The following is a 13,328-nucleotide window of genomic DNA, read 5'->3' on the forward strand; positions in this document are numbered from 1 at the left end:
TGACCATAATCGCGTCATGCAGGCGAAGCTGAGCGCAGGGAGGCGCCTTCCGGTGCTGATCGCGCTCCTCGCGCTCGGGTTGGCGACGGCGGCCTGTGATGACACCCCGACGCGACACAGCGCGCCTTCCACGTCGCCATCCGACCCGTCAGCGCCGTCCGATTCGTCAGCTCCGTCGGCATCGGCCGAGCCGTCGTACCAGCCACACCTCGGCACCCGGCTCCACATCCTGTTCCTGGGCAACAGCCACACCCAACGCAACGACCTGCCCGACACCGTCGCGGCGATGCTGCGAGCAAGCCGTCCCCGCGTGGATGCAGTCGTGGCGGTGGCACCCGGACTGATGCACCTCGACGAGCGGGCGACCGACGAGGCCACGCTGGACCTGATGCGCTCGCGGCAGTGGGACGTCGTCGTGCTGCAGGCACAGAACTACAGCCTCAGCGGGAGCGGTTCGTATCCCAACGACGGGTCCATCGCTCTGGTCCGCGAAGTCCGTGAGAGCGGCGCGCTTCCCGTCCTGTTCGCCGAGTGGGCCCGCCGCGGGATCGACGAGACGCAGATCATCCTCGACACCTACCGCGCGATCGCCGACCAGCAGCCCGCGTGCCTGCCGCCGATCCCGGAGACCTTCGACCACGCCCTCGCCGAGGACCCCCGGCTGAGGCTGCTCGCCAGCGACGGCAACCACTCCTCGGCCGCTGGTGCCTTCCTGGCCGCGCTGGTCCTCTACGCCACGATCAGCGGTGAGGACGTCAGGGCACTGCCCGACATCGAGACGCCTGGCGTCTCGGATGGACTCCAGGGCCACCTGCGCGACCTGGCGTCGCAGGAACTGGCGCAGATCCCTGCCGCGCGCGGGTGCCCGAGGGCGCGACACGGCTGATCCCACCGGCCTCGCCCTCCCCCCGCCGGCCCGCGCGACGCCGTACCGTCTTATCGTCACCTGCAACGGCGACCGATCGGAGCTTCCCCCATGATCGTGCGAAAGAAGACGTGGTTCCTGCGCGGGGCCACGCTGGTCGCCGTCGTCCTCCTTGGCACTGCGTGGGCCTCGGCCCTGACGCTCAGCCATGACAAGGACCATCGCGAGTCCACGGTGGCGGTGGACGAGGACAACCCCCCGGACGATGATCCGAGCATCATCTCCGGCCTCCCGCCGGTCGAGCCCGAACCGTCCGACCGCCGCAGCGACGACCCGTCGGAGCAGACCTCGGACGGCACCCTCGAACCGACCGACGCGAGCACCGACGGGGTCGATCCGGTCGTCGACCCCAGCGACGAGCCCACCCCGGGCACCCCGGACAGCTCGACGTCGGATCCGACCACGCCGGCACCGACGCACTCGCCGTCGACCCACAGCCCGTCGCCGACCCCCACGCCGACACCCACCCCCACGCCCACGCCGTCGCCCTCGGATTCACCCAGCTGTACGACGCTCCTGGGTTGCGTGCTCGACCCGATCACGCACCACCCGTGAGCTCCACCGTCGCTGGATAGGTCCTCAGCCCCAGGGGACACCTTCGAGCTCGGTCGCGTTCGCGGTGACGACCTCCATCACCTCGGCCATCTTGGTGATCGGGCTGAACTCGATCATCTCGGTCTCCTCCAGGAACACGGGCACGTGGCCCGGCTGGAGGTAGAAGGCGTCGCCGGCCGAGACGGTCTCCTCGTGGTCGGCGTACCGGACCACGAAGCTGCCCCGCAGCACGTAGCCCCAGTGCGGGCACGGGCACGCGTCGCCGGGCAGCCCCCGCAGCAGTGGTGCCGTGTCCAACCCGGCCGGAAAGGTCTCGAACTCGACCAGGAGGTCGCCCCACTCCAGCCCCTCGGTCGTCTCTGTGCTGCTCGAACGCATCGTCGTCTCCGATCCTCGGGCCACACCCCGTCGGTGGGCCATGGGGAGCAGCGTGGTCGGCGCAGGTTGGCTCCAGGTTGGTCGCCGGTAGTCAGCCCTGCAGCACCTGGTTGTAGACGGCGCGGGTCTGGGCCGATGGCGGCACGCCGAGCTCCTCGTCGAGCACCCGGCGGCAGCGTTCGTAGACCTTGATCGCCTCGGCCCGGTTGCCAGCTTCGGCGAGAGCGCACATCAACCGCTGATAAGCCGACTCGCGGAACGGCTCCAGCGCGATGAGGTCCTCGGCGGCCTGCACCGCTTCGGAGAGCTCCCCGTTGGCCGCGTCGCAGACGATGGCGCACTCGAGGGCGCGCAGATAGATCTCCCGCAGCGCACCTCTCCGACGCGATGCCCACGGCCCGTCCTCACCGATCAGGAACGGCCTGCGGCCGACCATGTAGGCGACGTACGCCGGGGCGTATCCGTCCAGCGGTCGGCCCGCGGCGATCGCGGTCTCCGCTTCGTGCACGGCGTGCGCGGCGTCCTCGATGTCGACCCAGGATCCCGGTGGCAGGACGAGCTGGTAGCACCCGAAGGCCGTGCGCAAGGTGTCGTCCGGCAGGCCGATGCTCCGCAGCGCGGCCCGGAGCTTGCTGATGATCGCCATCAGCCCCTTCTCCCACGCGTCAGGGACCTCATCGCCCCAGAGCTCCAGTCCGAGCTCGTCGCGCGCCACCGGACGGGAGCGCTCGGCCGCCAAGTAGGCGAGCACCAGTCGACCCTGCCGGCCGGGGAGGGCACGCTCGTCCAGCAGGTGCTCGCCGTTCTCGACACGCACCCGGGATGTCAGGTAGATGCGCACCGTCACTCGCGCCAACCTTTCGCCAACCTCCCCGAATATCGTCGCAGCCGACGACTCAGAAAGGGAGGTCAGTCATGACCAAGGTGATCAACTGCGACTGCGGGTTCGTGGTGCGCGGGGACAATGACGACGAGCTCGTGCGTGCGGCCCAGGCCCACGCGTCCGAGGCGCACTCGATGCAGATCACTGCCGAGCAGGTGCTGGCGATGGCCGAACCGATCTGACCCGTCCGGCGCGGTCATCTCTCGCCATCGCCCAGCGCTGTGCTCAGCGAGCGAACCGTCGAGGCGCACGTGCGCCACCTGCTGCTGAAGCTAGACATCCCTGAGAGCAACGAGGCCAACCGTCGCGTGCTGGCCGTCCTCGCCCACCTGCGAACCACGCACGGTCTGAGCTGAGAGCGCGAAGCCGCGTCGCTCCCGACGACCCGGCGTCCAGCAGGCTGCCACGACGCTCGCAAGCACGCACAGCACGATCATGACCGTCGCGGTGTGATGGGTGGCCGCCACAAAGGCCTCGCGTGCGGCTTCGGCAAGACCGGCACCCTGCGGTCCCGCTTGCTCGGCGACCGCCAACGCACCGGCGACGGACTCGCGGCTGGCATCGCGCGCGGGACCAGGCAAGCCGACCGCGGTTGCCGCGACGTGGGAGGTGTAGGAGGCGGAGACCAGCCCGCCGACGAGAGCGACACCGAGCGCAGTGCCGAGCTCGCGCGTGCTGTGGTTGATCGCCGCAGCGACGCCCTGCTGCGCTGCTGGCACGCTGGTGATGATGGCTTCGGTGGAGGGCACCATGCTGAGCCCCGCAGCGAAGCCGATCACGATGCAGGGCACGATCACCTCGAACATCGATGAGTCGGCGTTGACGTTCAGGAGGCACGCGAAGGTCGCAGCCAGCAAGAGCAGACCTCCGGTGATCACGGCACGGAAGCCGAAGACCCGCTGGAGGCGGCTCGATGCCGCAGTCACCGGAATCATCGGGAGGGCGCTGCAGGCAATCGGGACGGTCGCGGTGAGCGCCGAGAACCCCAGGACAAACTGCTGGAAGAGGATCAGCAGGAAGAACAGGCCGAAGATCCCCACGTAGATCACCACGATCGCGAAGGCCGAGACCCCGAAGACGCGGTCGCGGAACAGCCGGACATCGAGCATCGGGTGCGCGACGCGCAGCTCGACGAGGGCGAACGCCACCGCGGCCAGGGCCGCGAGGGCGAACGATCCCACGATCACCGGATCGGTCCAGCCGCGCAGCCCCGCCTCGATCAGGCCGTAGACCAGCGCCGCCATCGCCACGATCGACAGGGCCGAGCCGGGCAAGTCGAGCGGTGGGGCGTCCTTGTCCTGCGACTTCGGCACGGTGAACGACATGGCCAGGAACAGCACGGCGCCGATAAACACGCTCCAGAACGCCGAGTGCCAGTCGAAATACTTCAATAGGGCGCCGGCGACCATCATGCCGCTGGCTCCGGCCAGCGCGAACGCTGCGGTCCAGATGCTCACCGCCGTCTCACGGAGGCCGTCGCTGAACGTGCTGGTGATGATCGACAGGGTCGACGGCATGAGGAGGGCCGCGCCGACTCCGAGCGCGCCGCGCGCAGCGATCAGGGCCGGAACGCTGTCAACGAACATCGTGGTTCCGGCCGCGACGCCGAAGACGAACGCGCCGACGATCATCACCTCCCTCCGCCCATGTCGATCCCCCAAGGCACCGGCCGGCAGGAGAAGCGCAGCGAGCACCAAGGTGTAGGCGTCGGTGATCCAGGTGAGCTCGGTCTGGCTGGTGCGGAGGTCGGCCGCGAGGCTCGGGCCGGCCGCGTACAAGGTCGTCAGGGCTGCAGTGACCAGGCCGACGCCGAAGCACAGGACGAAGAGGACCCAGAGTTCGCGAGAGCGCGTCATAACCAAACTGTACCATTTGGTACAGTTTGGTGATTCCAGGCTGCGCGCCGGGCTAGGGTCAGGGCGTGTCAACCGCCGAGCGCCGACTCTCCCGCAAGGGAGAGCAGTTCTCCCTTCAGATCATCGAGGCGACGCTGCGCTGCCTGGGGCGCGACGGCTACGCCGCAACCTCGCTGCAGCGCGTCGCGGACGAGGCGGGCCTCGCCAAGCGGATGGTCGTCTACTACTACGGATCCCGCGAGGAGCTCTTCGCGCAGGTCGTTGCCCACGCCGGCGACCGCCTCCTCGACCAGGCCGCCGCGGCTGCTGCCGGCAGCCAGAGCCCGGAGGACACCGTCGCTCTCTGGTTCACCAGGCTGTGGACCAGCGCGACCAGCGACAGGGGCCTGATCATCGCTTGGTACGGCCTGGTGACCGAGTCGGTGACGAACCCCGATCTGCGTGGCGCCACCAGCGCGATCATCGACCGGGTGCGTGGGGTGCTGTCGAGCGTCGTCGACGACGCCCTCGAGCGCGGCTACGTCCTCCACGGGTCACGCGAGTCGCTCGAGACCTTCATGCTGGCCGGACTCCAAGGCCTGCTGCTCGACTTCCTCCAGCACGGCGACGATCCTCGCGTCCAGGCCGCAGCGCGCGACCTCCCGGCCACCCTCGGGCATCTCTACAGCCGCCCGTAGTCGCGCTGCCCGTGGCAGAAATGGCCACGGCCCCTGACTCGCGTTTCCGCAGGCCAGGGGCCGAATGCACTTTGTAGCGGGGGGAATGTGGACACCTGCGACCGCGCCGTGCGACGAGTCCGCTCCTGGGCGTCGGTCGGTCCGTGCACGGGCATCTGCCATCCCTTCCTCGCCGGATCTGGGTGCCCATAGAAACAGAACGCTGCGACCAATCAGCCCCGACGGGACCGCGCATGTTCGGCCGCCCGACGAGTGCTCAGCCCGTGGGTACGGCGCCTCGTCGCGCGTTGCGCCGGCTGCCGTTGACGAGGTCGTTGAAGCGGTCGATCGCCCAGATCGTCCGGAGTCCCGGACGGCCCATCATCATCGGCCGCGGGAACCTCGGTTTGTGGTGCCACAGGGTCTGCAGGTCCTCGTGCAGCTCCCCGTCGACGATCGCGTCCGCGATGAGCGTTCCCACGTACGGCGCCTGGGCGAGCCCGTGACCGTTGCAGGCGATCGAGTAGTGGACGTTGTCACCGACCCCCCCGGCGACGGGGAGCCAAGACGAGGTGATCGCGATCCACCCACCCCAGGCACGATCGACCCTCACGTCAGCGAGCGACGGGAACCGCGTGGCGAAGGCACCCGCGAGCTCCTCGACCAGGCCGGGGTCGGGCGTCTTCGCCGGGAGCGGGTACGTCGTGCCGCGCTCGAGCCGGCGGACGCCGAACACGATGGTGTTGCGCGGAGTGAGCCGGTAGTTCTCCATGATCGCGTGCTGGGTGACCAGGCCCATCCCGCTGGTCCAGCCGAGGGCGGCGATCCGCGCCGGGTCGATGGGCTCGGTCTCCACCTCGATCACGTAGATGGGCACCGACAGGTGCTTCGGGGTGATGTCCCACTCGCCGGCGAACGCGTTCGTCGCGAGCACGACATGGTCCGCGCGGACCCGGCCGCGCGGGGTGGTCACGACGACCTGGCCACCGTCCCGCAGGACGTCGGTGACCTTCGTCTGCTCGAAGACCCGCGCGGCGGAGTCGAGCAGGACCCGGCGCATGCCGAGACTGAACCTGCCCGGGTTCATCCGGCCGCCGACCATCTCGCGCATGCCGCCGACGAATCCGCGCGGGATCCCGAGCTCCGCGGCGGTGCCCACCTCGACGTGACCACCCGCACGGGTGACGATCTTCGCGACACGACGCACGCGGCCCATCTGTCCGCGCGAGACGGCGGCGAACGCGTTGCCGGTCGCCTCGTACTCGCAGTCGATGTCGTGCTTGGCGATGAAGTCCTCGACGTGGTGAGCGGCGTGCTCGGCGAGACGCATCATGCCCGGCATCTTCTTGCGCGAGAGCAGGTTGAGCAGCTGGAGGTCTCCACCGGGCGCGCCGGCCAGCTGGCCAGCGTTGCGGGAGCTCGACCCGTGGCCGCAGAACTCCGCCTCGACGAGCACCACGTCCTGGCCGCGCTGCGCGAGCCGCAGCGCGGTCGACATCCCGCCGATGCCACCGCCGATGACGGCGACCTGGCAGGTCACGTCGCCGTCGACGGCAGGCCGGATGTCTGTGGGGGCGTCGACCCAACCGCTGAAGGACTCGTAGGTGACGCTGTCGGTCCTCATGCAGACATCGCCTTGTGGTGGTCGCCAGCCGGCGCGCTGCCCGTCGCCTTGTTGTGGTCGTCGAGGGCGCGGTAGGCGAACAGGTAGGTGAGCATCTGCAGGCCCCACACGGTGAGCGCGAAGGTGTAGAAGAGTGCGCGGTCCTCGAGCGGGTCGACCGAGTTCGGCAGCGGGAAGAAGTCGTACGTCAGCGCGATGGCCGTCGCCGCGAGGCTGACCGCGAGCGTCGCGACGGCGACCCGGGTGGCTCCGACGTCCCACAGCCGCTTCACGAAGTACAGCAGGAAGGCCAGCGTCAGCAGGTTGACCACCAGGTAGAAGGTTGCCGGGCCCTGGTGCAGCACGAACTCACCGTTGGCGTCCACGTGGGCGCGGTACTTCGGCTGCGCCAGGAACAGGCCGCTACCGATCGCGAGGGCGAAGATGCCGAGCTCGACCGCGAGGCTCGCCTTGTAGCGGTGGGTCACGGCCATCAGGCCGACCACCAGCAGCAGCGTGATACCGATCGACCGGGAGAACGCGTCGAGGAAGAACGCGAAGGCGTACTGCCCGCTGGCCTCCCCTCCCTCGGGGTCGTCCGCGAAGCGCAGCGCCCACACCAGGAAGTTGGTGCCGGACGTCGCGACGATGCACCACTCGATGCCGAGCAGGTAGTTCCGGTGGTGCTTGAGGAAGCGCCAGCCCGCCCAATAGCCGCACACGATCATGACCAGGTCGGCGACCAGGAACGTCAGGCCGTAGATGTCTTCTTTCATGTCATTTCCTTGGAGTGAGTGGGAGGGGCGGCCGAGGTCCGTCAGGCTGCGATGCGGCCGGTACGGCGACGGGTGCGGGTGGTCGATACGAAGACGGTCAGGACGACGGCCAGGGCGAGCGCTCCGGAGAGCCAGTAGCCGACGCCGTACAGGTTCTCCGCGGCGACCTCGAGGGTGGTGCCGGGCACGGGCACGAGGGACGCGCTGAGGTCGGCACTGACGAGCGCGGTGCCGAAGGCGAAGCCGACGGCGAGGAAGGTCCCGGCGACACCGGTCGCCATCCCGGCCTTCTCCTCGGGCACTGCCAGCTGCACCAGCGTGAAGCCGGCGGCGTAGCCGATGCTGCAGCCGAGGCCGATGATCGCGGCGCCGACGAGGTAGTGCCACGGCCGGTCGTGCGCGAGGGCGAGCCAGGTCAGGCCGGCGGCGCTGATGATCGCCCCGCTCACGAAGACCGGCACCACGCGGCCGTTGTTGACGGGGCGGTCGACGATGGCACCGCCCACGACGAACGTCACCGCGAAGGGCAGCATCAGCCAGCCGGTCTCGAGCGCGCTGAGGCCGAGCCCGTAGGAGTCGACGGGACGCAGCGCCTCGGGGATGATCTGGGCGTAGGTGCTGACGAGGAGCAGGAACGCCGAGTTGACGGCGGCGAACAGGGCGATGCAGATGCACGAGGCCGTGACCAGCGGGGCCTTCATCAGCGCGACGTCGAAGACGGCCGTCGACGACCGGCGCTCGACCCGGACCCACGCGATGCCGCCCACCACGCCGAGCACCAACGGGATCAGCGCGGCGTTGCCCCACACGAGCCCCTGGGTCAGCGTCAGCAGGATCGCCGCGACCCACGCGATCATCCACACGGTGCCGACGACACCGATGCTGCCGGTCCGGACAACGGGCGGGGCGTGCGGGATCAGCAGGTACGACGCGAGCGTGGTCACCGCACCGATGGCGGTGAGGACCACGAAGAAGCTCTGCAGCGACAGGCTCTGGACGATCAGCCCGCCGCCGATCATGCCGGCGACGATGCCCACACCCGTGCCGATGACCAGGACCGCGACCGCGACCGCGATGCCACCCTCCCCGAGACCGCGGCGCAGGAATCCGAGCGGGAGCACCTGGGCGGCCCCGCCGAAGCCCATCAGGGCGCAGCCGACCAGCAACGTCGGGTAGGAGTCCCCGACAGCCGGCACGAGCGCACCGGCCGTCAGGAACGCCGCGGCGGCGACGTTGGCGTTCCGGTCGCCGTACAGGTCGGCCAGCCGGGGCAGGAGGATGAAGCCCGCTCCCCCGCCGAGGGTGAGGACCGTGTAGAGCCACGTCGTTTCCGCGACCGTGGCGAGGCCGTACTGCGCCTGGATGACCGGCAGCAGCGGCGGGAGGATGAAGATCACCGCGTTGGTCAGCACGACCAGCAGTGAGCCGATGCCGACGAGCGTTCCCTTGCCGGGCGTGCGTCCTGACGTCGTACGGCGGTCGCTTCTGGCCTCGTGGGTCTGGGTCATGAGTGGTCTCCGATTCGGGCGAGCGATGTGATCCGACTCATACGGTAAGCCGAACTTAGTCATACGATCAAGATGTATGACCAAGTTGTTTGACTAAGATTTTCGGCACGCCCTCGGCAGGGAGCCCTGATAGGCTCGCCTTTGACTTAGACAAGCGCCCAACTTCGTGGCGCCCAGGCACCCCGGAGGCCCAGATGGCACGGATCCCCGTCGCCCAGCGACGTCGCGACTTCATCGATGCGGCCGTCGAGGTGATCGCCAGCAACGGGATCGACGGCGCCACCACGCGCCGGATCGCCGAGCAGGCGAATGCCAACGTCGCGATGCTGCACTACTGCTACGACTCGAAGGAGGACCTCTTCGCCGATGTCTACGAGTTCGTCGCGACCAGGTTCCGCGAGGTGATTGAGCAGAGCGACCCACACACGACCGTGCTCGAGACCGCGCAGGCGATCATGCGAGGCGTGATGGAGTGCTACTACGACTCCCCCGCTTTCGGCGCCACCACGCTCGAGCTGATCAACTGGGCCCGGCGCCAGCACGGCGACCGCGGCATCGCCGTCTACGACCAGGCCATGCAGGTCGGGCTCGAAGTGCTGCGCCGCGTCGCCGCCGAGGAGGGCGTCGCCGCCGACGTCGTCGACGAGATCCCCTACGTCATCGGAACGCTCTCCGATGGCTTCGCCATCAACTTCCTCACGTACGGCGATCGCGCGGCCGCCAAGGCCCAGATGGACATCACCGCGTCGGTGCTGGACAGCTGGCTGTCTGCGCGGCTCGCGGCCGGGCCCGCCAAGCCGGCGCGACGCAAGCGCGCGGCCAGCGCCTGATGCGCTGACCGCGCGCCCGCGATCAGATCGGGAGGTCGGGCGAGTCGACGCCGACGACCCGGTCGCCGCAGAACACCCGGACGGACTCGGCCGGTCCGTGGCCACCGATGCCGGACGGCCCCCAGAAGCTCTGGGCAGAGTCGTCGCCGAGGTCCGCGACCTTGGCGCCGTTGACCCGCACCTCCCCCGCGACGATGCGAGTGCCGACCTCGATCGCGCGGTCGGTGTCGGCACCGAACACGTAGGCGTCCAGACCCGAGGGGTTCGCGTTCGCGATCCGCAGTGCGTCCTCGGCGGAGTCCACGGCGTGCAGCGAGACGACCGGGCCGAACAGCTCAGCGGTCGCCTGCGCGGGATCGGCACCCACGGCGACGGTCGGCGAGAGGAAGAACCCGCCGAGGTCGGGCAGGGTTGCCGGCTGGTGGATCTGCGCCCCCAGGCCACGCAGTCCTTCGATCCGCGACTGCAGGGTCTGGAAGTGCGGGGCGTTGGAGATCGGACCGACCTGGCTGTCGTCGTCGAGCGAGTGGCCCACGACGAGCTTGGAGATCCGCTCGGTCAGCGCCTCGACCAGCGGCCCGACGAGCGCGGGTGGGGCGAGCACCTTGCCCGGGCCCTCGCACCACTGCCCGTTGAGCTTGGTCATCCCCTCGAGGATGCCGTCAGCGGTGACGTCCACGTCCGCGTCATCGAGCACGACGACCGGGTTGTTGCCGCCCAGCTCGAGCTGCAGCACCTTGAAGTCCTCGGCGGCGACGCGGGCGATGGCACGACCGGCACGGGGACCGCCCGTGAAGGAGACGACCTTGATCCGCCGGTCGGCTGTCAGCTGCGCGCCGACGTCGCCAGCGCCGTGCACCAGCTGCAGGGCTCCCGATGGCAGGCCGGCCCCGACGAAGCACTCGACCACGACTTGGGCGCTACCCGAGGCATGCTCGGAGGGTTTGAGGATCACCGGGCAGCCGGCCGCGATCGCGCTGACGACCTTCGCCGCCGGGATGAAGCTGGGCCCGTTCCACGGGGTCAGGATCGCGGCAGGGCCCCACGGCACCTTGTGGAGACGTACGTCGCGGCCGCCGGCCTCGAGGGCGCTCACGCGTGGGATGGCGCGCAGGTCGGCCGCCGTTGCGCGGATCCGGTGGGGCAGGAAGGCCGCCACCAGGCGGGTGGTCGCGATCGGCGTACCGCTGGTCAGGGCGTCGGTCCGTGCGATGTCCTCGATCCGCGTCTCGACCAGGTCGGCGACGCGGTCGAGGATCGCCGCCCGCTCGTGGCGCGCTTCCTCGTCCCAGGGACGGGCGTCGTACGACTGCTCGGCGTGGCGCAGCGCTCTCTCGACGTCGTCGGGAGAGGTGGTGACGAGCCGGTGGACGGGCTCGCGGGTGTTGGGGTCGAGGTTCCAGGCCTCGCCCGTTGTGCCCTCGCTCCACTCGTCGGCGACGTAGTTGACGGGCTGCGGGATGGTGATCTCGTTCATGGTGCGTCTCCTGTCAGGCCTGGAGGTCGACGACGATGCGGGTGACGTCGCCGGACTTCATCTGCTCGAAGCCGTCGTTGATCTCGGCGAAGGGAAGGACGCGGGTGACCATCTCGTCGAGCATCAGCCGACCCTGCTGGTAGAGCCGGGCGAACTGGGCGATGTCCTCACGGGCCTGGCCCGAGCCCATGTAGGAGCCGATGAGTCGCTTCTCCTGGAAGAAGAAGTCCAGTGCGGGGACCTTCAGCTCGGTACCCATCGGCGCGATCCCGACGAGGCACGCGGTGCCGGTCGGCCGGAGCAGGGCGAGTGCCGTCTCGGCCGTGCGGGCTGAGCCAACGGCCTCGAACGCGTAGTCGACGCCGTCGCCGAGCTCGCGGTGCAGCTCCGCCACCGGGTCGGCGTCAGCACCGTTGATGGTGTGCGTGGCGCCGTAACCGCGGGCGGCCTTGAGCCGGTCGTCGTCGAGATCGATCGCGACGACGGCCGAGGCGCCGGCCAGCCGCGCGCCCTGGATGATCGCGGAGCCGACGCCGCCGCAGCCGATGACCGCGACCGTGCTGCCCGGCCGCACCTGCGCACCGCGGAAGACCGCGCCCACGCCGGTGACGATGCAGCACGACAGCAGGCAGCCGACGTGGAGCGGCACGTCGTCGGGCAGCCGGACGAGCGCGTTCTCCCGCAGCAGGATGTGCTGCGAGAACGCACCGATGGCGGCGAGGCGCTCGATCGGGCGACCGTCCACGGTCTCGAACGCGGGTCGCTGCCGCAGGCGCACCTCCTCCAGCCGGGTGCACTGGGTCGAGTGCCCGGCCTCGCAATTGGCGCACCGTCCGCACGACGGTGTCAGTGCGCCCGTGACGCGGTCGCCCGGGCTCAGCGAGGTAACGGCGGAGCCGACGGCCTCGACCACCCCGGCGACCTCGTGCCCGACGACCACCGGAAGGTCCGTCGGCACGGTGCCGGTCATGTAGTGCAGGTCGCTGTGGCACAGCCCCACATGGGTCACCGCGACGCGCACCTCGTGCGGCTCGGGGTCGTCGACCCGGATGTCGGTCAGCTCCAGTGGTGCCCCGATCTCGTTGAGGACGGCGGCTCGGGTGGTGATCATGCGGAGGTCTCCTTCGTGTTCCAGAAGCCGGCGACGCCGGCGGTGAGCAGGCCGCTCGTCCACGCCTCGCGGGCGGCGACGTCCTCGCGCGCGAAGGCCGCCTCCACCTCCGCGAGCAGGGGCCGCAGCAACGCGAGGTGCAGCGCCGTCGTACCGCCGTCCGGGGTCCAGGCGTGGACGGTCTCGACAGCGTGGTCGACCAGGGCGTCGGGGTCGACGACCTCGTCCAGCAGGCCGATCCGCAGCGCCTCGTCGGCGGGGACACGCGGCGAGGCGAGCACCATGCGCATCGCGTGGTTGCCGACCAGCCGCCGCAGCAGCAGGCTCGTCGCGTTCGAGATGGTCAGCCCACGCGCGTTCTCCGGCTGGAAGTACGACGTCGCAGGCGTGCCGATCCGGGCATCGCAGCACAGCGTGATCTCGGAGGCTCCGCCGACGGCGAGACCGTTGACGGCCGCGACCACCGGGACCCGGGTCTCGAGGATCGCGCGGGTGACGTCGTGGAAGCTCTCGAACGCCAGGCCGAGCTCCTCGTCGGTGGTCGGCGCCTGCTGCAGGTCCTCGCCGGCGGAGAAGGCGCGTCCGCGGCCGGTGAGGACGATGCCGCGGACGGCGTCGCCCGTGCCGAGCTCGCGTACCAGGGCCGCGAGCCGCAGCCGCATCGCGACGGTGAGGGCGTTGAGCTTCTCGGGCCGGTCGAGCGTGAGTACGGCGACCTCGCGGACGATGTCGACGGCGATCTGCTCCTCGGTGACGGATGGGACGGTCAT

14 protein-coding genes are annotated in these 13,328 nt (G+C 69.9%); 5 read left to right on the forward strand and 9 right to left on the reverse strand.

The window, feature by feature from the left end; translation table 11 throughout:
- Positions 1 to 16 precede the first annotated feature (16 nt).
- Together F0U44_RS01185 and F0U44_RS22830 are read left to right on the forward strand one after the other, a co-directional pair.
- Positions 17 to 886, forward strand: coding sequence for a hypothetical protein (locus F0U44_RS01185; RefSeq protein ID WP_149726443.1), 870 nt, complete (start codon positions 17 to 19; stop codon positions 884 to 886).
- Positions 887 to 976: 90 nt separating this feature from the next.
- Positions 977 to 1,480, forward strand: a complete 504-nt coding sequence (locus F0U44_RS22830) for a hypothetical protein (RefSeq protein WP_188113257.1) — start codon at positions 977 to 979, stop codon at positions 1,478 to 1,480.
- 24 nt (positions 1,481 to 1,504) lie between these two features.
- Here F0U44_RS22830 and F0U44_RS01195 read toward each other — a convergent pair whose 3' ends face one another.
- Both F0U44_RS01195 and F0U44_RS01200 read right to left on the reverse strand, forming a co-directional pair.
- Positions 1,505 to 1,900, reverse strand: a complete 396-nt coding sequence (locus F0U44_RS01195; RefSeq protein ID WP_223163542.1) for a cupin domain-containing protein — start codon at positions 1,898 to 1,900, stop codon at positions 1,505 to 1,507.
- 49 nt (positions 1,901 to 1,949) lie between these two features.
- Positions 1,950 to 2,705 (reverse strand): AfsR/SARP family transcriptional regulator, encoded by a 756-nt coding sequence (locus F0U44_RS01200; RefSeq protein ID WP_149726445.1) that lies wholly within the window; start codon positions 2,703 to 2,705, stop codon positions 1,950 to 1,952.
- Between the two features lie 68 nt (positions 2,706 to 2,773).
- Between F0U44_RS01200 and F0U44_RS01205 the strand changes: the two genes are divergently transcribed.
- Complete coding sequence (locus tag F0U44_RS01205) at positions 2,774 to 2,923, forward strand: DUF1059 domain-containing protein (protein WP_149726446.1); 150 nt, start codon at positions 2,774 to 2,776, stop codon at positions 2,921 to 2,923.
- A 90-nt stretch (positions 2,924 to 3,013) separates the two neighbouring features.
- Here F0U44_RS01205 and F0U44_RS01215 read toward each other — a convergent pair whose 3' ends face one another.
- On the reverse strand, positions 3,014 to 4,597 hold the full coding sequence (locus tag F0U44_RS01215; RefSeq protein ID WP_149726447.1) for an MFS transporter: 1,584 nt from the start codon (positions 4,595 to 4,597) through the stop codon (positions 3,014 to 3,016).
- Positions 4,598 to 4,662: 65 nt separating this feature from the next.
- Between F0U44_RS01215 and F0U44_RS01220 the strand changes: the two genes are divergently transcribed.
- Positions 4,663 to 5,274, forward strand: coding sequence for a TetR/AcrR family transcriptional regulator (locus F0U44_RS01220; protein WP_149726448.1), 612 nt, complete (start codon positions 4,663 to 4,665; stop codon positions 5,272 to 5,274).
- 256 nt (positions 5,275 to 5,530) lie between these two features.
- Here the strand turns inward: F0U44_RS01220 and F0U44_RS01225 are convergent, their stop codons facing one another.
- Genes F0U44_RS01225 through F0U44_RS01235 form a run of 3 tightly spaced genes read right to left on the reverse strand, consistent with a single transcriptional unit; the run spans position 5,531 to position 9,140 of the window.
- A complete protein-coding gene (locus tag F0U44_RS01225; protein ID WP_149726449.1) occupies positions 5,531 to 6,877 on the reverse strand; it encodes an NAD(P)/FAD-dependent oxidoreductase in 1,347 nt (448 codons plus the stop codon).
- On the reverse strand, positions 6,874 to 7,632 hold the full coding sequence (locus tag F0U44_RS01230; RefSeq protein WP_188113258.1) for a transporter: 759 nt from the start codon (positions 7,630 to 7,632) through the stop codon (positions 6,874 to 6,876). The genes F0U44_RS01225 and F0U44_RS01230 overlap by 4 nt, the downstream gene beginning before the upstream one ends.
- Before the next feature lie 41 nt (positions 7,633 to 7,673).
- On the reverse strand, positions 7,674 to 9,140 hold the full coding sequence (locus F0U44_RS01235; protein WP_149726450.1) for an MFS transporter: 1,467 nt from the start codon (positions 9,138 to 9,140) through the stop codon (positions 7,674 to 7,676).
- A gap of 194 nt (positions 9,141 to 9,334) precedes the next feature.
- Between F0U44_RS01235 and F0U44_RS01240 the strand changes: the two genes are divergently transcribed.
- A complete protein-coding gene (locus tag F0U44_RS01240; protein WP_149726451.1) occupies positions 9,335 to 9,970 on the forward strand; it encodes a TetR/AcrR family transcriptional regulator in 636 nt (211 codons plus the stop codon).
- 22 nt (positions 9,971 to 9,992) lie between these two features.
- Here F0U44_RS01240 and F0U44_RS01245 read toward each other — a convergent pair whose 3' ends face one another.
- The 3 genes from F0U44_RS01245 to F0U44_RS01255 are packed head-to-tail and all read right to left on the reverse strand — an operon-like array spanning position 9,993 to position 13,328.
- The gene (locus F0U44_RS01245) at positions 9,993 to 11,447 is read right to left on the reverse strand and encodes an aldehyde dehydrogenase family protein (protein WP_149726452.1); all 1,455 of its coding nucleotides are present in this window, start codon (positions 11,445 to 11,447) and stop codon (positions 9,993 to 9,995) included.
- 13 nt (positions 11,448 to 11,460) lie between these two features.
- Complete coding sequence (locus F0U44_RS01250; protein ID WP_149726453.1) at positions 11,461 to 12,558, reverse strand: Zn-dependent alcohol dehydrogenase; 1,098 nt, start codon at positions 12,556 to 12,558, stop codon at positions 11,461 to 11,463.
- Complete coding sequence (locus F0U44_RS01255) at positions 12,555 to 13,328, reverse strand: enoyl-CoA hydratase/isomerase family protein (RefSeq protein WP_149726454.1); 774 nt, start codon at positions 13,326 to 13,328, stop codon at positions 12,555 to 12,557. The genes F0U44_RS01250 and F0U44_RS01255 overlap by 4 nt, the downstream gene beginning before the upstream one ends.

This window comes from Nocardioides humilatus, assembly GCF_008373755.1.
In the GTDB taxonomy this organism is placed as follows: domain Bacteria; phylum Actinomycetota; class Actinomycetes; order Propionibacteriales; family Nocardioidaceae; genus Nocardioides; species Nocardioides humilatus.

Coding starts and splice junctions, on each gene's coding strand:
- F0U44_RS01185 (WP_149726443.1), top strand. CDS start 17: ATGCAGGCGAAGCTGAGCGCAGGGAGGCGCCTTCCGGTGCTGATCGCG.
- F0U44_RS22830 (WP_188113257.1), top strand. CDS start 977: ATGATCGTGCGAAAGAAGACGTGGTTCCTGCGCGGGGCCACGCTGGTC.
- F0U44_RS01195 (WP_223163542.1), bottom strand. CDS start 1,900: ATGGCCCACCGACGGGGTGTGGCCCGAGGATCGGAGACGACGATGCGT.
- F0U44_RS01205 (WP_149726446.1), top strand. CDS start 2,774: ATGACCAAGGTGATCAACTGCGACTGCGGGTTCGTGGTGCGCGGGGAC.
- F0U44_RS01215 (WP_149726447.1), bottom strand. CDS start 4,597: ATGACGCGCTCTCGCGAACTCTGGGTCCTCTTCGTCCTGTGCTTCGGC.
- F0U44_RS01225 (WP_149726449.1), bottom strand. CDS start 6,877: ATGAGGACCGACAGCGTCACCTACGAGTCCTTCAGCGGTTGGGTCGAC.
- F0U44_RS01230 (WP_188113258.1), bottom strand. CDS start 7,632: ATGAAAGAAGACATCTACGGCCTGACGTTCCTGGTCGCCGACCTGGTC.
- F0U44_RS01235 (WP_149726450.1), bottom strand. CDS start 9,140: ATGACCCAGACCCACGAGGCCAGAAGCGACCGCCGTACGACGTCAGGA.
- F0U44_RS01240 (WP_149726451.1), top strand. CDS start 9,335: ATGGCACGGATCCCCGTCGCCCAGCGACGTCGCGACTTCATCGATGCG.
- F0U44_RS01245 (WP_149726452.1), bottom strand. CDS start 11,447: ATGAACGAGATCACCATCCCGCAGCCCGTCAACTACGTCGCCGACGAG.
- F0U44_RS01250 (WP_149726453.1), bottom strand. CDS start 12,558: ATGATCACCACCCGAGCCGCCGTCCTCAACGAGATCGGGGCACCACTG.
- F0U44_RS01255 (WP_149726454.1), bottom strand. CDS start 13,328: ATGACCGTCCCATCCGTCACCGAGGAGCAGATCGCCGTCGACATCGTC.